This is a genomic window from Shimia sediminis, assembly GCF_003990645.1.
GTDB lineage: Bacteria > Pseudomonadota > Alphaproteobacteria > Rhodobacterales > Rhodobacteraceae > Shimia > Shimia sediminis.
Map to the genome: position 1 here is coordinate 150,962 of NZ_RYZK01000008.1, position 22,049 is coordinate 173,010.

Genomic DNA, 22,049 nt, shown 5'->3' on the forward strand with positions numbered 1-22,049 from the left:
GCCTAAAGGATTGCGCAAGCCATCGCAAGCGTCGGCCGCTTGGCATTTCCCGCTGAACGGTCAAAAGCCCGCTTGCGGGGCGCGGGCAGGGGGGCTAGGGTCTGGCCCCGATCCCAGTTGGTCCCATCCCTGAAGGAGCCCCCATGAACGAGTATTCCCCCGACGCCTCTTACCGAGTGACCGCAGACGAGCTGCGCCAGTTCATCGAACGGTTCGAGAGGCTGGAAATGGAAAAAAAGGACATCGCAGACCAACAGAAAGAGGTGATGGCCGAAGCCAAGTCGCGCGGCTATGACACCAAGGTCATGCGCAAGGTCATTGCATTGCGCAAGCGTGATCAGGACGATATTGCCGAAGAAGAAGCCGTTCTGGCGATGTATAAAGAAGCCTTGGGCATGTCCTAAGCTTCAGGAGCCTTAGGGTGTCACAAGTGTGATGCCGGGAACACGTGATATCTCGTAGACATCTTCGTCATAGATATCGGTCAGCGCATCGATGTATTCTTCGTTCCACCCGGGCACTTCCAGCTCTTCTTCCAGCTCGTCTTCAAGACCAAATTTGTCAAGAAACGCCGCGATCACGCGGCGTTTTTGCACCTCTGTCATAGTCGGGTGACTTTTCAGGTACTCCGAGTAGCGACGGAGCCCCTCAGACGACATGATCTCGCTCAGAAGGTCATCGCCGCCGTCCAAATGCAGGGTTGGCTCAACGCCGGCCATTTCCCGCATGAGCTGTTCCCAGATGATCGGGGTGTCCTCGTTACACCAGACCGTCAGTGCAACATTGGGCAATGCTTCGCGAAGGCGGCGCACCATCTCGGACCAACGCAAGGCAGTAGGCACAAGCCCGCTCAGCATGTCCTGGGCGCTGCCTTCTGGAACACAGCTCAATAACGACGGAACAAATGTTGCCGTGTTTCGAACTGCAAGACAGACTTCAATGTCCAGCCCGTGAAACAGATTGCAGAAATCCTGCAGCTTTTCTTCTGCGTCCGGGTAATACGTGTTGTCCCGCAAAGCCAACCGGGGGACGCAGAAGAAATTGTCATTGGATAGCACAATCCGGTCCGGACTTTGGACATGCTTGTCCTTTAGTCCCAATACAAAGCCATCGCGCGTCTCTGAACCGTGGACAACATCGCCATCATTCAGCAGGTCGCGCAGCCTGTTGCGGTAGCTGCTTGGCTTGGGCAAAGAGATCCCGCGCTCGGCCAGGACCTCTCGGTTTTTGGCCAGCGACCCCAAAAGCTTGCCCTCATCAGTAAAGTGGAGGCCTGTATGAAGGACAATTTGCATCGTATTCCGGACTTTCCGTGTTCTAGGTGATTATTATATCTTCGTTTCTGGACAGTGAAACCATATTCAGGCAACAGGAAGGCCATGACCGAGATGCAAACAGTCGCAGGCCGAAAACGGCTATCGCTTCGCGAGCTCAGCCCGTGGTCGATTGGGGCGGTTTTGATTTGCGTGATTGTGCTTGCCCCTATCATAGCCGTGTTTTGGATGGCCCTCAATCCAACGGAGAACATCTGGGGTCACCTGATCTCTACGACGTTGCCGCGCTACCTGCGTAACACGCTGATCCTGATGGCAAGTGTGGGTGTTCTCACGGCAAGCATGGGGACAGGGGCGGCCTGGTTGGTCAGCCGGTATGCGTTCCCGGGCGTGCGTTGGTTGCAATGGGCGCTGCTGTTGCCTCTGGCCATCCCGGCCTATGTCGGGGCCTATGCGCTGGTGGATTTTCTGGAATATGCCGGACCCGTTCAGACTGGGTTGCGCGCGCTCTTTGGCTGGCAAACAGCGCGCGACTATTGGTTCCCGGAAATCCGGTCCATGGGTGCTGCCGTGATTGTCCTGTCTGCAGCGCTCTACCCTTACGTCTATATCCTTGCCCGCGCCGCTTTTCGCGAGCAATCAGGAGCAGGGGAAGAGGTGGCGCGCTCGCTTGGGGCCGGGGCTTTTGCGCGTTTCTGTCGGGTTGGCCTGCCCTTGGCGCGCCCGGCCATTGCAGCAGGCACTGCCATTGTCATGATGGAAACCGTGAACGACTTTGGCACGGTTGATTATTTTGCCGTGCAAACACTGACCACCGGAATTTTTAGCGTCTGGCTTGAAAGCAACAATGCCGGCGGGGCCGCGCAAATTGCCTGCGTCGTATTGATGTTGGTGATCTTGCTTGTGACGCTGGAAAAATCGAGCCGTCGAAAGCTGCAGTTCTTTTCACTGACCACGCGCCACCGACCGCCCGGCCAAACCGCATTGACCCATGGGTGGGGATGGGCGGCAACGATTGCCTGTCTGATCCCATTTCTTGCGGGGTTTGTCTTGCCCGTGAGCGTGATTCTCAGTCACGCACTGGGCAGCAGCGATCGCTGGTCAGATCCTGAGTTGCTGCGCGCGCTTGTGAACACGGTAGCCGTGGGTGGCACTGCGGCAGTGTTGACCGTATTGGCTGGCGTGTTCCTGGTCTATGGCGTGCGCCTCTCGGGCCGCACGTTGCCCAAGCTGCTCTTGCCGCTCACAACCATCGGATACGCAGCTCCGGGGGCTGTCCTGGCCGTCGGTATTCTTATTCCGCTGGCGTTTCTCGACAACCGTCTGGCTGACTTCCTTGAAACACTCGGATTTGACGTCGGTCTGATGATGACCGGCTCTGCTTTTGCTTTGGTCTTGTCTTACTGCGTGCGGTTCTTTGCCATAGCGCAGGGTGCCGCTGACGGTGCAATGGGCCGTGTGTCGCCAAGCCTGCCAATGGCCGCGCGTTCCTTGGGCCGCACCAAAGGACAAACCCTGCGCGAGGTTTACTTCCCGCTGATCCGCGCCTCTGTTGGGTCCGCACTGCTTTTGGTCTTTGTCGATTGTGTCAAGGAGCTGCCCGCGACTATGCTCTTGAGGCCGTTCAATTTCGACACGCTTGCAACGCGCGTGCATGACCAGGCGAGCTTGGAAAACCTCGGAGATGCCAGCCCGGGGGCCATCCTGATTGTTGCAGTCGGCATGATCGCGGTGGGACTTTTGGCGCGCGCCAATCGGTGATGATTTTGCACTTGCAGGGCGCGCGCAATCTGCTTAAACCGTCGCCCAGTGCCCCTATAGCTCAGCTGGTAGAGCAACTGATTTGTAATCAGTAGGTCCGCGGTTCGAGTCCGTGTGGGGGCACCATTTTTCAAACAAACTACCCAGTTACAAGCGCGCAGGTGGCTTCGGCGATTACCCGTTCTTCGTTTGTTGGAATCACCCAGGCGCTGACCTGGCAGCCTTCTTTCGAGATTCGCGCACCGCCCTCTTCATTTGCGGTATGATCGATTTCAGCGCCCAGCCACGTGCAGCGGGCCAGGATTTTCTCACGCACGGCCACCGCATTTTCACCAACACCCGCGGTGAAGACAATTGCATCAACCCCGCCAATCGCACCTGCCATGGACCCGACCTGTCGCGCCGCGCGGTAGCAGAACAGATCAATCGCTTCAGTGGCCGCCGGGTCGTTGCTTGCTGTCAGGTCCCGCATGTCGCTGCTCAAACCTGAGACGCCCAACAGACCGGATTCATTTGAAATAACCTCTTCCGCCTCTTTCAACGACATGCCCTTGTCGCGCATCAGAAAAAAGATCACACCGGGATCGATGTCGCCAGAACGTTTGCCCATCATCAGCCCGTCAAGCGCCGTGAATCCCATCGTCGTGGCCATGCTTTTGCGTTCGACCATTGCGCAGATGCTGGCCCCATGCCCAAGGTGCAGCACGATCACGCGGCCATCTGCGGCATCTCCCAGATACTGCGGCAATTGCGAGGCGATATAGTCGTAGCTCAGACCATGAAACCCATAGCGCAAAACGCCTTCTGCAGTCAGCGCCCTGGGCAGAGCAAACATCTGCGCCAGGCGCGGCTGGGTGCGGTGAAAGGCCGTGTCGAAACAGGCCACCTGGGGGATATCTGGCCAAACACTGTCCATTGCGATGATGCCCGCCAGGTTGTGGGGCTGGTGTGCCGGGGCCAGGGGGGATAGCAGGCGGATTTGTTCAATGACCTCTGCGGTGATCAGGGTGCTGGTGGCGAACTCTTGCCCACCGTGCACCACGCGGTGTCCGGCTGCGATGACCTCGACGTCTTTCAGGCTATCCAACAGGTGGCCCGCCAGCCAGCGCAGAACCTGAACGTGGTCCGCATCATCCGGCAGAGGAAGCTTTTCGTGCATCTCCTCTTCGCGGATTTCCGGCCCGTTTCCGATCCGCTCGATCACACCTTTCAGTAGCAATTCACCCTTGGGAACTGCGCGGAAAACACCGTATTTGACCGAGGAACTCCCGGCATTCAGGACAAGTATAGCTTTGGTCACAGGATTGATTTTCCTTGCCGGTGATGCACTACAAGCTGCGCAAGTGCCGCAGAAATCACGCGGGACAGCGTTCCGTCGGCCCGGCTGGTCAGCATCACGGGCACCCTTGCACCCATAACAAGGCCTGCAGAATCTGCACTGGCGAGATACATGAGTTGCTTGGCGATCATGTTGCCAGCTTCAAGGTCTGGCGCGATCAGGATATCCGGATCGCCGGCCACCTCGGACACGATTCCCTTGGCTTCGGCGGCTTCCTTGGACACCGCATTGTCAAAGGCCAGCGGGCCGTCCAGCAGGCCTCCTGTGATCTGGCCGCGATCCGCCATTTTGCACAGTGCACCCGCTTCCACGGTCGAGGGGATTTTGGGGTAGATCGTTTCGACAGCCGAAAGAATGGCAACCTTGGGCAGGTCGACACCCAGTGCGTGACCAAGTTCAATGGCGTTTTGAATTATATCGGCCTTGGTCTGGAGGTCGGGGAAAATGTTGATCGCCGCATCCGAGATCAAAAGGAGTTTGGAATAGGTCGGAACGTCGAGCACAAAGATATGGCTCATGCGGCGCTCGGTACGCAGCCCGCGCTCTTTGTGCACCACTTCGCTCATGATCTCATCCGTGTGCAGCGCCCCCTTCATCAATGCCTGTGCTCGGCCTTCGTGTACAAGCCGAACGGCTTTTTGGGCCGAGTCGTGACTGTGCAGGCTGGTGACGATCTCAAGCCCCGTCAGGTCCAGATCGTTCTCTTCAGCGACATTTCGGATGCGTGCCTCCGGGCCAACCAGAAGCGGGGTAATGAGACCTTGATCGCGTGCTTCCAGGGCGCCACCCAGTGAGGCGTCGTCACAGGGGTGCACAACAGCGGTGACAATGGGGTCCAACGGGCCAGTGGCCTTCAGTATGGCGGCAAAGCTCTCGCCCATATCGGGCAGGGCTTCGCCGTTTGACGGCGTTGTATCGATGGGCAAGATCACGCGAACCTCCTGAGTGTCGACCACAGTGCCAACTAAGCTTGATATGTCCCTTCGCGCGCGCCGGTGCCAGAGAAATATTTGTGAACCACGCGGAAACCGTTGCCGCAGGTGTCCAATAACCTTGTTTCCAACGCGCCTTGCCGTCACACTGCCCAAAAAACAAGCCCGAGAGCAGATGAGCACGCCACAGCCCCCTTACCCTGAGAGCATCGAGCCCGAGGAAATCTCGCGTCTCGCCGAATTGCAGTTTGGTGAACCTGTTCGTGGCATTACCGCGCCCGGCGGCAAGACACGTGATAGTTTGCGTGTGCATTTCGAAAATCACAGCGTTATCGCGTCCTATCGCCACCGAGCCTCGCGCCGTGAACGTGAAGTGCTGGTGCTGGAGACATTGCATAGGGCGGGGGCGCCTGTGCCGGAGTTGTTGGGTGTTCAAGGGGCGCTGTTGTTTCAATCGGATGTTGGCAAAGGACGGCTCAGCACCCAGTTGCACCGACGTGATCGCGACGGACAGATATCCTTGGCCGAAGCCGCCTTTACCAGCCTATGGGAAATTAAGCGGGCGGCCCGCGATACCGGGCTGACAGAAGAGGTGCCCGCCGTCGCATCAAGCGCGAAATGGGTCTCACGGTTCGCAACCGATTGCCGGAAATTGGCCACTGCACTCGATATTCCGGCGCCCGCTGCGGATTACTCTGCAATCAGCCGCGCCATCGTGCCCGTGCCACGCCATTTCGTGAAATGGGACGCACGGTCCGGCAACGCGGCAGTTCAAGCGGATGGTCGCGTGATGTGGTTTGACTGGGAACACGCGGGACGTCGCCACGGGATCGAAGATTTTGGTTTTCTGATCGCGGATGAGTTCTGGTCTCTTTCGCCCGAAGATTCGTTGCAAGCCTTCTCCAATACTTGCCCCGGCAACGCCGAAGCACTGCTGCCACATCTCATCCGGTTCTCAACTTTGCAGGCGGGTGAACGCCTGCGTTTGATCCAGAAAGAAGTGTTCAAGCGCGGCTGGACCCGGTTTGAACGCGCACGGCGCTATGACCGCATGGGGGCTGCGCCCGAATTGGCGATGAATGTCGCAAAACACGCGGACGAGCTGGCGGCGATGGATCCCCTGACGGTGCCATTGTCCGGCTGGTATTCACAGGCGGCCGAGGCCTTGTTTGAATGGTGGGAGAAAGTTGGTCAGTTTGCCGACACCGAAGATCAGCCGCCTGAGGAAAATGCACCATAGCTGCTTTGGGCAAACACCAGTGGTGTGCCCTCGTTCAGCATGACTTGCTCAACATGACCAACGATGATGGCATGATCGCCGCCGTCATGTAGTGCAGTGGTCCGACACACAAAGCGTGCCAGACACTCCTGAATGAGCGGCAGGCCATCCTCATCAAACTCGGTCGCCACGCGGTCAAAGGCGTCCCCGCGGCGGGCGAATTCCAGTGCCAGATCCTTTTGATCTGCCTGCATCACGTGGATTGCGAACCTCATGGCCTGGGCAAAATATGGATACCGCAGGGATGTTTTCGAAGGTGACCACAGCACCAGTGGCGGGCTGAGGGAAATGGACGAAAACGAATTTGCCGTCATGCCAATCCCATCTGGACTGCCGGGCGCAGTGACGACCGTGACACCGGTGGCAAAACAGCCCAACGCATCGCGAAAATCGCGGGTATTGTCTGTGCCGGGGACAAAATTCCGTGCCATAACCTGCCTGCCAAAGTGTTCCTGTGCGCGCGTATCGTACCGCATTTACGCGAAACTAGGTCACACGCAAGTGGAAACAAGGGCCTGTCTAGTTCAGGTCCTCAAGAAGACGGCCATGTTTGCGGGTTTGTTCCACGACCTGACCAAAAGTCTTGTACCCGTGGGATTCCAGCATCGGCAGCAAATGGCAAAGAACTTCGGCCGTGGCGACGGCGTCCCCCAAAGCCGTGTGGCGTAGGTCCGGCGGGATGGTCACGTTCAGCCGCTCACACAACGCGTCCAGCGTGTGCGTTTCACTAGCTCCGAACAGGACCGCACTCAAAAGGACCGTGTCGATGATCGGGTGGTTCCAATCCAGCCCATTGACTTTGCCATGCCTACGCAGAAACGCCATGTCAAACGGCGCATTATGCGCCACGATGACCGAGTCCTTGGCAAAGGTGTGAAACCGTTGCGAGGCGATGTGAATATCCGGCGCATTCGCCACCATGAGATCGGTAACCTTGTGCACCTTGGTCGAAGCCGGCGGGATCTTCATGCCGGGATTGACCAGCTGGTTGATCTCTTCTCCCGGTACAATCCTGCCGTTCAGGACGCGGACGGCACCGATCTGCACAATCTCGTCCTTATGCGGCAAGAGCCCGGTGGTTTCGGTGTCAAACACCGCAAATGTCAGCTTGCGGATCGGGGTGTCCTCGATCGCATATTCAGCCTGAACCTCGCGCTCCATCAATTCAAAGTCATAGACTAGCGGACGGGGGGCATCGGGCGTGATTTGCGCATGCTCATCATCAATCAGGATCATGTACCCCGGCGCGTCTCCCAGCGGCTTTAGCCTTGCGTCAAATGTCAGTTTGTTCTCAACACCTTCAGCGGTGAATGAGACATCCATGCCGGTGGTGATCAGCTTCTTGTAGGCTGCCTTGAGCGACTTTTCCTTGAAGTAATCAAACACCGAGGCATTCAGGCGAGGGGTATGGATCTGTCCCAAGGCCTCTGCCGCCTGACCGTCGTACAAAACAATCTGGTGGTTGGGGCTGACCAGGATCATCGCCACGGGGATTTCGGTCAACAGGGCCGTCAGACGATCCTTTTCGGATGCCAGCCGCGAGGTCTCCTGTGCCACCGTTTCAGCCGTTTCCAGGGCTGTTTGGCTCAGCACCGTCGATACGGCCTCAGCTGCGGGGGCAAGATCACCCAGGTAGCGCGCGGAATGGGTGTCCACCCTCTGATCGACACCGGCATGTGCCCGCGTGCGCATGGTGGCGGCCAGCCGCTCAATGGGTTTGGCGACGTTTTCGTCAAACAACAGCCAAACACCCACCGTCAGCGCCACAAGGCCAAAGCCGGACAGGATGCCGGAGAAAACAAAGGCCGACATGACATCCCCGCCCAGCGAACGCTGGTAGCCGACATAGATCGCCAACAGTACAAGAGCCACGCCGCCAAGGGCGATCAGGCAGAAAAACAGAAAAATGCGAATGCGCAAACTGAGGGATGTAAACATCGCTACCCTCCACAGATTTTGTTGAGAACGGGATCGCCACGCTCGGCAGAGATCCATTCGGCCCCGGTGACGCTGCCATCGTTGTTAAACTCGATGGTTTCAACAAGGGCCGCGCGTTGCCCGTTCGCGCAATCGGCAAGCACGGCCAGTTGGTGAATGGGCGCCCAACGCCCATAGAAAAAGAGATCGGCGATCCGCAGGTTGGGATGCGAGTCATGATTGCGGACCGAGGCCATGTCCACGGCGACAAAACGGTCGACGAAGGGTCTGACATAGGTCCAAGGCCGGTAAAACGCCTTGCTGTCGACGGTCTGAACCACGGCAAACTCCGGTGGCATGTTGGCCTTTGTTGTTGAATACCAACTGTATTCACTTGAGATCGCGGCCAAGATCATCGCGGCACCGGCGGCAATCGGCGTGAACCAACGGGGCAGGGTTCGTCCCGCGGTTTTGCCCAACAGGTGGTTGAGCAGCATCACGAAACCCGCGGCGGCGATCCCCGCCAGAAACGTGGCGACCAGTGTCATAAACATTTTGCGTCCTCCCAAAGACCCTGCCTGCACCACTCCTCTGTGGCAGGTAGAATCCGAGTTTCGTTAACTCAGCATACCGCGTCCGTGCCCGATGGCCGATTGCAGCGATTTCACGACGACAAATGCGTCGCGCAGATGGCTGCGTTCAAAGTCGGACAATTCGGCAGGCACCAGATAGTTATCTGGCGCCTTGCCATCCTTGACCAGGTTGGCCTGGTGCAACAGGCGTGATTCAGCGATCAGATCATAAGCATCCAGCAAGTCCCGCGCGCCCGATTTCGACAACACGCCCTTGGCCTCGGCCTCTTCCAGCCGCGCCCGTGTGTTGACCGCCGTCAACTCCCCTTGCAGCGCATAGATGCGGGCAAGATCGACGATGGGGACCACGCCGTTATGTTTCATGTCCAACTGGTTGCGCCGCTCGCCCGAGCGAATGGTTGCAAGCCCACGCAGCAAACCCAGTGGCGGCTGGTGTTTCAACGAGTTCGAAACCATATGCGCCACAAAAATCGAATTCTTGCTGGCGATGTTCAGCGTGTCTTCCTGCAGATCCTCGAACAGGTGCTTATGGCCACCAATGGGGCGCAAGTCGAACATCACGCTCGCGAGCATCTGTGCTTCGGGGTCGGGTTTGTTGATCCATCCCGCGAAATACTCTTTCCAGACCTTCATCGGCTGACACCAGCGCGGGTTGGTCGCCATCATGTCGCCGGGGCAATAGACGTAGCCACAAGTGTTGAGACCATCGCAGACAAAGGTCGCAAGATCACGAAAATAACCCATGTCCGCCTCGGACACCGAGTCATGCAGGATCAGGCAATTGTCCTGATCGCTGACACCGGTTTGCTCTTGCCGGCCCTGAGACCCACAGGCCAGCCACAGGTAGGGGGCAGGAGGGGCGCCAAGCTTGTCCTCGGCCAGCGTCAGCAGACGCCGTGTGGCGGTGTCGGCAATGTCGGTGATCAGGCGGGTGACCACCTCGTGACGGTTGCCTCCTGCCACAAGTTGCACAAGCAACTGCGGAATGCGGGCCGTAACCTCGGCCATTTCCCCGGGCGTGGTCGCGTGTGCGATTTCACTCACCAGTTCGGCGGAACTGACAGCCTGAAAACGCGTCAGGTCAGTCTGGGTGACAATACCCACCAACTTGCCCCCCTCGACGATGGGGACGTGACCGATTTTCATTTCCATCATTGTGTGTAGCACATCCGAACCAATGGCATTCGGGGCCAGTGTCACCGGATTGGAGGTCATGACCTCGCGCACAGGGGTATCGACGGGGCGTGCTTCGGCCAGGATCTTGCCTGACAAATCCCGGGTGGTCAGGATGCCGGTCAGTGCGTCGCCTTCGGTCACGCAAAGTGACGAGATCCGTTTGTCTCGCATCATCCGGGCCGCATCCAGCACGGTCGCATCCGGTCCGCAGGCCATGGGACTATGCGCCATCAGCGTATCCACGAGGCTTGTCGCAAGAGAGGCTTCGCGTGGCTTGTCGATCCGAGTGCGGTCAAAGAATTTCTTGGCCGGCGCGTGCTCTTCCACAAGTTTGTAAAACGAGATGGACGGCAGAACCAGCACGATTGAGTGTTCATCTGCACGCGCGCTGGTCACGGCCATACCATCGCGCAACAGACCCCTTTCGCCAAACGAGTTGCGTATGCCCAGATGCGAGACAACGACATCGTTCTCATCACGAACCTCGATCATGCCTTCATAGACCAGAAACAGGCCCGGCAGTTTCTCACCGTAATCGTAAACCGAGAAATCCTTTTCCACCTCCCAAGCGTCAAAGAGCGGTGCGAGCTCCTGAATCGCGGCTTCAGGCAGCGCATCGTAGGGGTGGACGGACTTCAGAAATCGGATGATCTGGTCTTGGGTGAGAGGCATGGAAAACCGCCTTGAAAGATAAAGGAAAAAGTCCTGCCCAGTATAGACCGGACAGGACTGATTCTACAGATGGCGGGGGGTCGCAGATGGACCTCCCACCATGGGTCTTTAGTGGTCCTGAGCGACGCCTGCACCTTTCGGTACACGCACGCTTTCGACCAGTTCCTCGATCTCGGCCGGGATCGGATCCGACGACTTCGAGACGATGAAGGCAACCGCAAAGTTAAGCAGTGCACCGATGGCGCCGAACGAGGTCGACTTGATGGTGCCCAGCAGAGGATCTGCATCGGTGAACTGGTTGGTGCCCGGAATGAAGAACCAGCCTTTGTGCATGAAGATGTAGATCAGGGTCACGATCAGGCCGGTCAGCATGCCAGCAACGGCACCCTTGTTGTTCACCTTGGTAAAGATGCCCATCATCAAGGCCGGGAAGATCGATGCAGCAGCCAGACCGAAGGCCAGAGCCACGGTTTGTGCAGCGAAGCCCGGAGGGTTGAGGCCCAGATAGGTTGCCACACAGATTGCCACGGCCATTGCAATCCGGGCGGACAGAAGTTCGCCTTTTTCCGAGATATTCGGGTTGATCGCACCTTTGATAAGGTCGTGAGACACAGCCGACGAAATCGCGAGCAACAGACCCGCAGCGGTCGACAGAGCGGCGGCAAGACCACCGGCTGCGACCAGAGCGATCACCCAGCCAGGAAGCTGTGCGATTTCCGGGTTGGCCAGAACGAGGATGTCGCGGTTAACCGACAGTTCCGAGCCTTTCCAGCCGTTCGCAGTGAACACTGAATCAGCGGTTTTGGCTTCAAGGCTTGCAACCTTTTCTTTCGCTGCTGCAATCTTGTCAGCGTCCGGATTGTCTGCGGTTTCAAGTTTGGTCAACGCCATTTTCGCAGCACCAACACCGCCATCGTTGTACCACTGAATCTTGCCGTCGCCGTTCATGTCTTGGAACTTCAACAGGCCAGTTGTTTCCCAAGTCGCCATCCAGTCGGGACGCGCTTCGTAGTCAATTGATTCCGACTCCGTACCGTTCGGGTAGACAGTGTCGATCAGGTTCAGACGTGCCATGGCACCAACAGCAGGAGCCGTCAGATAGAGCAGCGCGATGAACACCAGGGTCCAGCCTGCCGACCAGCGAGCGTCAGCAACGCGCGGCACGGTGAAGAAGCGCATGATCACGTGGGGCAGACCCGCGGTACCGATCATCAGCGACAGGGTGAAGAGAACCATGTTGAGCGTGTCCGCATGGTGTCCTGTGTAGCTCGCAAAGCCGAGTTCGGTCACCAGAGCGTCCAGTTTCGCCAACAGAGGCTCACCAGAACCAACGTGGTCACCAAACAGGCCCAGACCCGGGATCGGGTTGCCGGTCAGCTGCAGCGAGATGAAGATTGCCGGAATGGTGTAGGCAACGATCAGAACGCAGTACTGCGCAACCTGGGTGTAGGTCACACCCTTCATGCCGCCGAAAACCGCATAGGCAAACACAACCGCGGCACCGATGAACAGGCCGGTTGTCTTGTCCACTTCGAGGAAGCGGCCAAAGGCCACGCCAACACCGGTCATCTGGCCGATCACATAGGTGGTCGAGGCCACGATCAGACAGATCACGGCAACCAGACGCGCGGTCGGGCTGTAGAAACGGTCACCGATGAATTCCGAAACGGTGAACTTGCCGAACTTGCGCAGGTAAGGTGCCAGCATCAGAGCCAAGAGAACATAACCACCGGTCCAACCCATCAGGAAGGAAGAGTTGTCATAGCCGGTAAAGGCGATGAGGCCCGCCATCGAGATGAACGATGCGGCCGACATCCAGTCAGCTGCCGTCGCCATACCGTTGGTCACGGGGTGAACGCCGCGGCCCGCAGCGTAGAATTCCGAGGTCGATCCGGCGCGAGCCCAGATTGCGATCCCGATGTAAAGCGCGAAGGACGCGCCAATGAAAATCCAGTTAAGTGTAAACTGATCCATCTGTCCCTGAGCTCCTTACTCTTCTACGCCGTGTTCGGCGTCGAGCTTGTTCATCCGCCAGGCGTAGAAAAAGATCAGCGCCAGGAAGACAAGGATCGACCCTTGTTGGGCGAACCAAAAGCCCAGGTCGGTTCCGCCCACCGAGATACCGGCAAGCATGGGACGCAGCAGAATGCCGAATCCGAATGAGACCAGCGCCCAGATAACGAGGCTGATCTTGATGATGCGCAAGTTGGCAGACCAATATGCGTTGGATGAGTTGTCGGCCATGAAAGGCTCCTCCCTCTTTTCCGTTTCCTCCATAAGACCGGCCCCCATGCAGCAGGGGCCTGCCTTACAACTTCCCCTTTACGCGGTCGCCGCTGCGACGATCGCGCTCAGATTTCCTGCAATCGCGTTGATGTCTCCCATCGCGTCGACTGTTTGCAGGGCGCCCTTGCCGTCGTAATAGGCAATGAGCGGTGCCGTCTGCGCGTGGTAAGCTTCAAGTCGGCTTGCCACGGTTTCGGCGTTGTCGTCGGCGCGGCGTTTCATCTCCGTGCCTCCGCATTTGTCGCAGACGCCATCTTTGGCGGGCTGCTTGAATTCGTCGTGATATCCTTCGCCACATGCGCCGCAGGTGTAGCGGCCCGAAATCCGGGTCACCATCGCAGCGTCCTCAACCTCGAGACTGATCGCGGCGTTGATCCTCTGACCGCTTTCGGCCAGCAGGACGTCCAGCGCCTCGGCCTGAACAGTTGTGCGTGGAAAGCCATCAAGGATCACACCCTTGGCGCAATCATCGTCCTGAAGACGGTCGCGCAGGATGTTGATCACGATCTCATCACTGACCAGATCACCAGCTTCCATCACGGCCTTGGCGGCCAGGCCAGCTTCGGTTCCGGCAGCCACAGCAGCCCGCAAAAGGTCGCCAGTCGAGAGCTGCACAAGCCCGAATTTTTCTTCCAATACGCGCGCCTGAGTTCCTTTCCCGGCCCCGGGAGGGCCGAGAAGGATCAGAACCGGCGCTGCGGTTCCAACATTGTCGAGCATGTGTCTTAGCCTTTGTTCATACGGTTTTCGATGAGATCATCGACCACCGCCGGTTCTGCCAGGGTCGAGGTGTCACCCAGTGCGCCATAGTCGTTCTCGGCGATCTTGCGCAGGATGCGGCGCATGATCTTGCCCGACCGGGTTTTTGGCAGGCCGGGGGCCCATTGGATCAGGTCGGGGCTGGCAATCGGGCCAATCTCGGTGCGGACCCATTTGCGCAGTTCCTGGCGCAACTCTTCGGTTGGCTCCTGATCGTTCATCAGGGTGACGTAGCAATAGATGCCCTGACCCTTGATGTCGTGCGGATAGCCCACCACGGCAGCCTCGGCCACGGCAGCATGTGCCACCAGGGCGCTTTCCACTTCGGCGGTACCCATACGGTGACCGGACACGTTGATCACGTCATCGACGCGACCTGTGATCCAATAGTCGCCATCTTCGTCGCGACGGCAGCCGTCACCGGCAAAGTAGTAACCCTTGTAGTCCGAGAAATAGGTTTTCTCGAACCGCTCATGGTCACCCCAGACCGTACGCATTTGCGACGGCCAGCTGTCGGCCATGCACAAAACGCCTTCGACACCATTGCCGTCGATGATCTCTGCAGAATGCGGGTCCAGAACAACCGGATGCACGCCAAAGAACGGTTTCATCGCCGAACCGGGCTTGGTTGCGTGGGCACCGGGCAGGGGGGTCATCATGTGAGCGCCAGTTTCGGTCTGCCACCATGTATCGACGATCGGGCATTTGCCGCCGCCAATGACGTTGTAATACCAGTTCCAGGCCTCGGGGTTGATCGGCTCACCCACGGTGCCCAGAACGCGCAAGGACGACAGATCACATTTCTCGACCCATTCGTCGCCCTGACCCATCAATGCGCGCAGCGCGGTTGGGGCGGTGTAGAATTGGTTTACTTTATGCTTTTCGCACACCTGCCAGAAGCGCGAGGCATCCGGGTAGGTCGGCACGCCTTCGAACATCAGCGTGGTCGCGCCATTGGCCAGCGGGCCATAGACGATATAGCTGTGGCCGGTGACCCAGCCCACGTCTGCGGTGCACCAGTAGATGTCCCCGTCATGATAGTCGAAGACGTATTCATGGGTCATGGCCGCCTGAACCAGATAGCCGCCGGTGGTGTGTACAACACCCTTTGGCTGACCGGTCGAACCCGAGGTATAGAGGATGAACAGCGGATCTTCGGCGTTCATCTCAACCGGCTTGCAGTAGTCGTCCGCCTCAAACGCCATTTCGTTGTAATCGTAGTCGCGATCAGCAATCCAGGTGGTCTGGTCGCCGGTGCGCTTTACAACAAGACACTTAACCGTGTCCTTGCAGTGCAACAGGGCGGCGTCGACGTTCGACTTCAGCGGTGTTTTGCGACCGCCACGAGGCGCGGTGTCGGCAGTGATCACCACTTTGGCATCACAGCCATTCACCCGTGCCGCCAGCGCGTCCGAGGAAAAGCCCGCGAAGACGATCGAGTGAATGGCGCCAATGCGGGCACAGGCCAGCATAGCATAAGCAGCTTCCGGGATCATCGGGAGGTAGATGATGACGCGGTCGCCTTTGCGCACGCCCAGATCCTCTAGGATGTTTGCCATACGGCACACACGACGGTGCAGGTCGGCATAAGAAATGCTCTGTGCCTGTTCCTTGGGATCATCGGGTTCAAAAATGATTGCGGTCTGGTTGCCACGTGTCTCAAGATGGCGGTCGATACAGTTGGCGCTGACGTTCAGCGTGCCGTCCTCGAACCACTTGATATCGATCTTTCCGGGTTCAAACGAGGTGTTCTTGACCTTGGTAAAGGGCTTGATCCAGTCAACCCGCTTGCCGTGCTCACCCCAGAATGCTTCGGGGTCGCTGATCGACGCCGCATACATCTCATTATACTTTGCCTCGTCCGCATGGGCGCGGGCGGCCATCTCGGCAGACGGCGGATAGCTGGGGTTTGCAGTTGCATCAGAAGACATTGAGGCTCCTCCCTCTTGAATTGGTGTGGCTCGGGCTGTGTCGAGCGAACGCGAAAATAAAGTTATCCAGCGTTGCTTGGATCATAGTCGAGACTGAAAATTATGAAATAACATGCAGAAAGGTAAGGAAGTTTTTGTAAAAACCTTTCCATGGAGAGGTGCATTTTTGTAAATTCACGGGATCGTGAGGGAAAATTTCTAAGAAAAGCAATCGATTAAGAGTCAAACATGCTGCGACGAGAGTGCAAAGTCATCCTGAAGGGGCAGACTGTTAGCGCAAATACCCAATACTACTTAGGTGTGACAAAGTGTTTCGGTATGCGATTGTATGCCGTTTGACCCTCGCCAGGCTGACTCGCACAGGCAGTCCAGCGTCACGAAGAGAGAGCTTGCTTCAGATACGCACGAGACTGCGCAACCATGGGGTCAATGCGCTGCAGCTGGCTCGCGGGATATGCGAGATCGTCCAGTGTCTTTTCCGAGATTTGATCCGGCGTCGCATGCAGCAGGTGCTCAAGCCCGACGATCTCGATCAGGTTGCGCACCTTATGGCGTTTGGAATTGTCCACATGCGCATAAAGCGGCCTGCCGTAGATCAGTGCAAAAATGATGCCGTGGTAAAAATGCGTAAACACAGCCGAAGATTGCCGCATCAGACTCATCCATTCTCCGGGGCCGAGGCCGACGTAGCACTTGTCAAAGGCGGGGTTTTCAAATCCCAATCCGACAAGCTTCAGCCCATTGCGATCCGCAAACGCGCGCAGCGCCTGAGTATGGGTCTCGGTCTTTTCTGCGTAGACAGCCAGATAGTTTGGAAAGGGGGGCGCAACATGTGTTTCCTCGGTGAAGGGCTCCAGCAGGGTCGGGTCCAGAACCTGAGGGGCCTCAATACCATACGTCTGCGTCAACTCCTGTCCGGTCTGCGCGTCCCGCACGGAAATCGCGTGCATCTGCTGCAGCAGCGGCGCAATCGTGGCCGCGTTCTTGACCAGCGCAGATTCAGCCGAAGAGCTCGGGGCGTACATGATGATCCGGGTTGTCTCTGGCGACACGAAAGAGCCGAAATAGGCGGTATCGAACCGGCGCAGAGCATTCTCTTTCCAGACCTCATCCGACCCGATGACCAGAGCGTCATACGTGTCGCCACAGTGCCGGGTCAGCTGTTTGTGCGTAAAGATCGCGCGCCCACTCAAATGGACGTGACTCTTGAAGTAATCCTTCAGTTTCAACATCCTGCCGACATGTCGGATGGAACGGTTCTTGCCCTTGAACATCCACTCAAGGTACTTCCAGCGCGTTCTGAGAGGGGCGTAATTGATGACTTCCACATCATGGCCGAGGCTCGATAGGAACCGCGCAAGCGCCGCACATTGCAGCGACGCCCCGATGTTGGGTGTGTTGTGAAAAGTCAAAATGCCCACGCGCATGTGCCACACCCTCGGATCCGCTTTGACGGGATGTTGCCCCCGCCCAAAGAACCCTAACGCGTTCATCGGTGGGCTTCTAGGTCCGTGCTGTCAAAGGTCCCCACGTGCAGGCGGCCAACTTCACCGCCTTGGGTTTCAGACAGGTGTTGCTGACACGCTGGGCAATCGCCATTGTACCGCTTCTTGACCTCTTGCTTGCGGCCACCACCTCTTGAACGCTATATGCCTGTTCTGCCCGACCCGCCTTGCGGGCAAACCTGGAACGCACTTCAAACGGACGGCCCAAGATGTCTGGACACCCGGCACAGCACTCTCTGGACACCCACGCGAAATTGTCCGTGGCACCCATGATGGATTGGACCTACGTAGTCTGAATGGGCCTGTTTGCCTGGGGTTTTCTTGGCGGTTTAGTTCTTTGGCATACTTTTGGCATACCGGTTCAGGTTTTCGGCGAAATAGACGCCGAGGTAAATGCTAGATGACATGCGCCTTGTGTGCAAATTCATACACAACGTAGCAGACATGAAAAACCACGCAGACTTCATGCATGCGATGAAACTGTACTTGAAAATATGAGATCATTGTCGCCTCCAGAGTTGCTCATTTCTAATATGTGTATTGTGTGTATAATGATTCGACGTGGATGTCAACTTTTTGACACACTGTGTGTATGATGTTACTTTGGTTTTATGGAAAAACTATCTGACAAGCCGCCAAAACGCCTCCAGATACTGATGACTGAAGAGGAGCTGGCTTTGATTTTGAAATATACACATCAAAACGAAATCTACGGACGTTCTGCGGCTATCAGAGCTCTTGTTGAAATTGGCTTGAAGGCAGAGCGAGCCGCCGGTCGCTTCGATCCGGATAAGTCCTAACGAGTAATTTGAGTTTTATGCGAATGGCGGCGAATGCATCGTGAGATGTAACCAACAAAGTAGCCGTTCGGGCATATACTACGAGCGTCCTAGACTTCAAATGCACGGGACGAAGGAGATTGGCTATGCTGCTGCCTGATCCCAAGCACTTTGCTAAACTTTGCGGGGCAACTTCCGTCGGAGAAGTGTTGTTAGGACCGGAATTGCGTTGTCCTGGCGGGAACCACACGGTGCACCGTAACTTAAGGGCCGTGTTGGCAGGAAAGTCGATTTCAAGGTCTGCCTTTGTAGAAATTCTTGAGGCTGTAACCAAGAACTTTGCGCGTGAAAGTGGAACCCTAAGAAAGCCCGAAGTCCCAGATTGTCGTACGAACAAGATGGAACGGGATCTTGAGAGCTATGAGGTTACTCTCGCTTTCTGGCAAGGGATTGCAAATGCGTTCCCTGAGCGATTTGCGCCGCTAAAGACTTTGATTGAGCGACTTTTGAATCCTTCACACAATCTTTGGAAAATACACAAGAACGAAGGTGACACGGCCCTGGCCGAGAAGTTGAGAATGGTCGAAAGCGGTTCGGTCGGGTCGTTTTTTGAAGCCGTGGCAACAGAGTTAGAACTGGGACAAAATGACGATGCCCGCCCGATTGAAGCGCTTCAGAGTTTCGGGCTGTTCACCATTGTCTTCGCGTATATCGCGCTTTTTGAGAAAGACGATCCAGAGAAAATGTTGGCTCAGTGGAAGCTGGTTTTTTGCGAAGTGGACGGAAGGGTTCATCCGGAACAAGCTTTTTCGAGCTGGCTTCTCAGGATTAAAGACAAGTCGGGACACAAGACGAACTCCGAGTTTCTGGAGGTCGCATATGGAGCGCCTGGGGTTAGAGACGGAAAGAAGTATTTGGCTGGTCAGGTCGTGCCACCGTACAAAAATTCGAGGCAAATGCTTGCAACTCTCAATTTGGCCACCGACGAGGATGAGTGGCTAGGGCTTCAACTCGGATTGATTGTCGTTACTTTAGTTGCGCGAGCATCGAAAGCTCTGAAGCCTACGCAACACGGCAAAGTAGATCTTCGTCCGCATCAAGTGGTTTATGACCACTTGGTGGCCCTCTTGAACGAAAGGACCACCAAGCAAAGCTAGGTGAGAGGCCTATTCCTCAAGTTCAATACGTGTTTCCCAATCGTCTGGGCGCCCATCTTCGCCGCGGGATTCCCAGTAGGCGTCGTTGTTCGGGTTGAGTTGGTTGGCGCGGTTGTCGTCATCCGGTTTGTGGCTCATGGCGTAGTTCCTTACTTTTTCATTGCCATCATGTGGCAGGGGCAGTTGTTGCACGCCGGAAGAAGCTAGTCGGGTGGGAAAAGTGGGATAAGCCGTTCTGGTTATGAAATCCTATCGCGACTGGTCGCAATCAGCTTCGATCCAAACGGAAAGAGGATTGTGATAGCGATGTGCACAATGTCCTTCATTTCTAAGAAATCCTATTGCTATGAAGTGGTTGAGCTAATTCGAACAGATATTTTTCGGTTTAACACGTTTATTAAGTCTGGGTAGTTGGGCAAAGAAGGCTTCCCCTAGAATTTTTAGGGTGATGTGGTTGCCTGAATTGGTTTGTGGATTTTGGTTACCTAATGGCGGAAACGCGTTACTTTTGGAGGGAGTAATCGGTACGGTCGTGTACCTACCTAAACTGGCCTCGTAAATGCCTTTGTTTTTCCTCTCCAAAAAATGCCCGTCAAACTCCCAAAATCCAAAATTTTAAAAGTTTGTGAAACCAGTTTTCTGCCATGTCCAAGAGGCGGGGAAGGTGAGCGTTTCATCCATTTTGATAAAGTGTGTTTTCAGCCTTTGACGCGGTTAACCGCAGAAGGGGGGTAGTGGGCACTTTTCGCCCAATTTCCAAAAACCGTCCTTCTGAATTTTGAAGGAATGGATTTTGAAGAACTCTGATGTCGAAGATTTTGAGACTAATGGCTGCGAAGAAGTTGATACACAATTTGTCTACAAACAGCTTGCTCATGTTGGGAAACCCGCACGATACAAGGGCGGTTTCAAACTGGGTGAAGGCAGCCAGAACTACCGCAAAATGAGTTGGACCGTCGCCGCGTTTGGTAAACACCATGGCGTGGATCTTCTCCGTAACGCAGGCGGTAAAACCAGTTTCGTGGTGATGCCAATGTTGCCAAAAGCACTCCTCGCGTTCAACGACACGCTGGCTTACCGGAACAATAAGAACCTCCCGTCTGTTGCCCTAGGGCATTCGGGCGAAATTGCGGGTTTCTTGTCTTGTTACGCCAAAGAGAAATTCAGCGAAGGAAGTCGGTTTTGGATGCTCTCAATCCCTGGCTCTAATCGTCGTTGCAACATCGATGAGCTTTCTGATGCCATTAAACAGGCTTTTGACCGCCTAGAGGTTTTGCAGGATGTTCTGTCTGAAGCGGAGACTGGGTGGATTGAACGCATTTATGCTCAAATCGAAAGTCCCTTTCGTAGCCGGGACAAAACCTTCTTTCCACATTTTCATTTGATATTGGAATCCAGCGATAACCCGGAAATTGAAGCAGAAATGAGAGCATTGCTATTGGGGTTTGCAGAGCGATTTGGCCTCAGATGGGCAAGCATCGATTTGAAGCCCGTTTCAAAAGAGAGGTTTCCCGCGGTCGCCTTTTACTGCACCAAGCCGCACGAGACTGCCTACCAGATTGCCGAAGCCGACGAGCCTGAAATCTTCAGAAAGTACTTTGATGAAGTAGCCAGCCATAAGGCGAGAAGCTGTACTGGAAGCTTTAAAAAGTTTCGCAAACGCGTACGAGATAGCGGTCTCAAGGTTCAAACGACTTGGTCGAGTTCGGGCGAGCCTACTGTTCAGCTTGTCGAAAAAACACGACGAAAGCGCAAAGATGACGAGCACTCGGAACTATCAAAGGGCGCTCTCTCAAATGGAGAAAGTCAACCCTCGGAGGCAGTGGGCTCTGAGGATCAAGGAGAAGCTCTACAGGAGGCCTCTGACAGTGAAGCGGACCCTGCTGAGGCAAATGTGTTTTGTGGCGTTACGCAGCCTTCTGCGGCCCCAGGAGACAGATTGATTTCTTATTGTGTCATGAAGAATTTCGATCCAACTCAGTTCAAACGAAAAAATCCAAGCAAAGGTCAGTTTGCTTATGAGTGGGCCAACAGTGAAGCGCTCGCAGCGTGGGAGGAAAATACCGGCAAAGAGTTTTCTCTAAAAGAGTTTCTTGAGCCATTTGCGGAAGACCTCGCAAAGCTTATCAGGGAGCAGGGTAAAGTACACTATTACACGATAACAGCTTGCCCCCTTGTGCTCGAAACCTTGGAAGAAATACTAGAGGAAAGAAAATCACAGCATTTAAAGGTAGTTAAGAAAGAAAATCCGACTCAGAGATCATGGTTCTCGCCTACATTGAACTCGCTTTCTTCCGTCAGTTCCGGCTTCAAACAGATTGTTTCAGGATTCTCGATAAGAAAGCTTGTCAACTTCCTCGCAAAGTCACTTGGAACAGGTTTTTCCTAGCCTGGGAAACTGACCAAAACGGATTTTGGAGAGCCCAAATGTCTGCAATTCTGTTGCAGATTGCTAAAGCTGTTTTAGATCCAATTTTTTTTGAAATCTCTCAAGGACGACGAAGCAACTCATGGGAAATTGGAGACAATGGTAGTTGAGTTGAAAGGAATGCGTCTATCTAAATGTCCTGTAAGCGGTGCGCCGCCCCCACACTTACGACATGACGCCTGATCTGCGATTCAGGGGCTTCTTTGGTTTGAGGGGAGTTTCTGTATGGGAGCTACAAGCGAGTTTCTGGCAAATGCGCCG

At 55.8% G+C, this 22,049-nt stretch carries 19 protein-coding genes and 1 tRNA gene; 7 read left to right on the plus strand and 13 right to left on the minus strand.

The features are described 5' to 3' along the window. Nucleotides 1-143: 143 nt before the first annotated feature. Complete coding sequence (locus EK369_RS16305) at nt 144-404, plus strand: DUF2312 domain-containing protein (protein ID WP_127115327.1); 261 nt, start codon at nt 144-146, stop codon at nt 402-404. A 12-nt stretch (nt 405-416) separates the two neighbouring features. Here the strand turns inward: EK369_RS16305 and EK369_RS16310 are convergent, their stop codons facing one another. Further along, complete coding sequence (locus EK369_RS16310) at nt 417-1,295, minus strand: hypothetical protein (RefSeq protein ID WP_127115328.1); 879 nt, start codon at nt 1,293-1,295, stop codon at nt 417-419. Nucleotides 1,296-1,379: 84 nt separating this feature from the next. On the opposite strand from EK369_RS16310, the gene EK369_RS16315 reads away from it, so the two are divergent. Both EK369_RS16315 and EK369_RS16320 read left to right on the plus strand, forming a co-directional pair. Continuing rightward, nucleotides 1,380-3,035 carry an ABC transporter permease gene (locus EK369_RS16315; protein ID WP_235871452.1) on the plus strand — a complete coding sequence of 552 codons (1,656 nt, stop codon included), beginning with the start codon at nt 1,380-1,382 and terminating at the stop codon, nt 3,033-3,035. Between the two features lie 50 nt (nt 3,036-3,085). Further along, nucleotides 3,086-3,161: transfer RNA gene (locus EK369_RS16320), tRNA-Thr, on the plus strand. Between the two features lie 13 nt (nt 3,162-3,174). Here EK369_RS16320 and EK369_RS16325 read toward each other — a convergent pair. Further along, complete coding sequence (locus EK369_RS16325; protein ID WP_127115329.1) at nt 3,175-4,335, minus strand: acetate/propionate family kinase; 1,161 nt, start codon at nt 4,333-4,335, stop codon at nt 3,175-3,177. Next, the gene (locus tag EK369_RS16330) at nt 4,332-5,489 is read right to left on the minus strand and encodes a bifunctional enoyl-CoA hydratase/phosphate acetyltransferase (RefSeq protein WP_127115330.1); all 1,158 of its coding nucleotides are present in this window, start codon (nt 5,487-5,489) and stop codon (nt 4,332-4,334) included. Before EK369_RS16330 ends, EK369_RS16325 begins: the two co-directional genes overlap by 4 nt. Here EK369_RS16330 and EK369_RS16335 point away from each other — a divergent pair. After that, on the plus strand, nt 5,482-6,546 hold the full coding sequence (locus tag EK369_RS16335; RefSeq protein ID WP_127115331.1) for a hypothetical protein: 1,065 nt from the start codon (nt 5,482-5,484) through the stop codon (nt 6,544-6,546). The two genes, EK369_RS16330 and EK369_RS16335, sit on opposite strands and share 8 nt — an antisense overlap. Here the strand turns inward: EK369_RS16335 and EK369_RS16340 are convergent. The 9 genes from EK369_RS16340 to EK369_RS16380 all read right to left on the minus strand — a co-directional run bounded on the left by EK369_RS16340 (nt 6,519) and on the right by EK369_RS16380 (nt 17,346). Beyond that, nucleotides 6,519-7,016 carry a flavin reductase family protein gene (locus EK369_RS16340; protein WP_127115354.1) on the minus strand — a complete coding sequence of 166 codons (498 nt, stop codon included), beginning with the start codon at nt 7,014-7,016 and terminating at the stop codon, nt 6,519-6,521. The genes EK369_RS16335 and EK369_RS16340 overlap by 28 nt on opposite strands. 88 nt (nt 7,017-7,104) lie before the next feature. Further along, nucleotides 7,105-8,523: a 3'-5' exonuclease gene (locus EK369_RS16345; RefSeq protein WP_127115332.1), complete on the minus strand. Its 1,419-nt coding sequence runs from the start codon at nt 8,521-8,523 to the stop codon at nt 7,105-7,107. Between the two features lie 2 nt (nt 8,524-8,525). Next, entirely contained in the window at nt 8,526-9,056 is a 531-nt protein-coding gene (locus tag EK369_RS16350) for a hypothetical protein (protein ID WP_127115333.1), read from the minus strand. Between the two features lie 63 nt (nt 9,057-9,119). After that, nucleotides 9,120-10,943 (minus strand): DUF294 nucleotidyltransferase-like domain-containing protein, encoded by a 1,824-nt coding sequence (locus tag EK369_RS16355; RefSeq protein ID WP_127115334.1) that lies wholly within the window; start codon nt 10,941-10,943, stop codon nt 9,120-9,122. 108 nt (nt 10,944-11,051) lie between these two features. Continuing rightward, complete coding sequence (locus EK369_RS16360) at nt 11,052-12,917, minus strand: sodium:solute symporter family protein (protein WP_127115335.1); 1,866 nt, start codon at nt 12,915-12,917, stop codon at nt 11,052-11,054. Between the two features lie 15 nt (nt 12,918-12,932). Further along, entirely contained in the window at nt 12,933-13,187 is a 255-nt protein-coding gene (locus tag EK369_RS16365) for a DUF4212 domain-containing protein (protein ID WP_127115336.1), read from the minus strand. Nucleotides 13,188-13,265: 78 nt separating this feature from the next. Next, on the minus strand, nt 13,266-13,949 hold the full coding sequence (locus EK369_RS16370; protein ID WP_127115337.1) for an adenylate kinase: 684 nt from the start codon (nt 13,947-13,949) through the stop codon (nt 13,266-13,268). A gap of 5 nt (nt 13,950-13,954) precedes the next feature. Then, nucleotides 13,955-15,919 (minus strand): acetate--CoA ligase, encoded by a 1,965-nt coding sequence (gene acs, locus EK369_RS16375; RefSeq protein ID WP_127115338.1) that lies wholly within the window; start codon nt 15,917-15,919, stop codon nt 13,955-13,957. A 374-nt stretch (nt 15,920-16,293) separates the two neighbouring features. Then, entirely contained in the window at nt 16,294-17,346 is a 1,053-nt protein-coding gene (locus tag EK369_RS16380; RefSeq protein WP_164727024.1) for a polysaccharide pyruvyl transferase family protein, read from the minus strand. Nucleotides 17,347-18,035: 689 nt separating this feature from the next. Here EK369_RS16380 and EK369_RS16385 point away from each other — a divergent pair. Both EK369_RS16385 and EK369_RS16390 read left to right on the plus strand, forming a co-directional pair. Then, a complete protein-coding gene (locus tag EK369_RS16385; RefSeq protein ID WP_127115340.1) occupies nt 18,036-18,224 on the plus strand; it encodes a hypothetical protein in 189 nt (62 codons plus the stop codon). A 125-nt stretch (nt 18,225-18,349) separates the two neighbouring features. Continuing rightward, nucleotides 18,350-19,360, plus strand: a complete 1,011-nt coding sequence (locus tag EK369_RS16390; protein ID WP_127115341.1) for a hypothetical protein — start codon at nt 18,350-18,352, stop codon at nt 19,358-19,360. Nucleotides 19,361-19,369: 9 nt separating this feature from the next. Here EK369_RS16390 and EK369_RS16395 read toward each other — a convergent pair whose 3' ends face one another. After that, the gene (locus EK369_RS16395) at nt 19,370-19,552 is read right to left on the minus strand and encodes a hypothetical protein (protein WP_127115342.1); all 183 of its coding nucleotides are present in this window, start codon (nt 19,550-19,552) and stop codon (nt 19,370-19,372) included. Nucleotides 19,553-20,138: 586 nt separating this feature from the next. Between EK369_RS16395 and EK369_RS16400 the strand changes: the two genes are divergently transcribed. Continuing rightward, nucleotides 20,139-21,749, plus strand: coding sequence for a hypothetical protein (locus EK369_RS16400; protein WP_127115343.1), 1,611 nt, complete (start codon nt 20,139-20,141; stop codon nt 21,747-21,749). Nucleotides 21,750-22,049 lie beyond the last annotated feature (300 nt).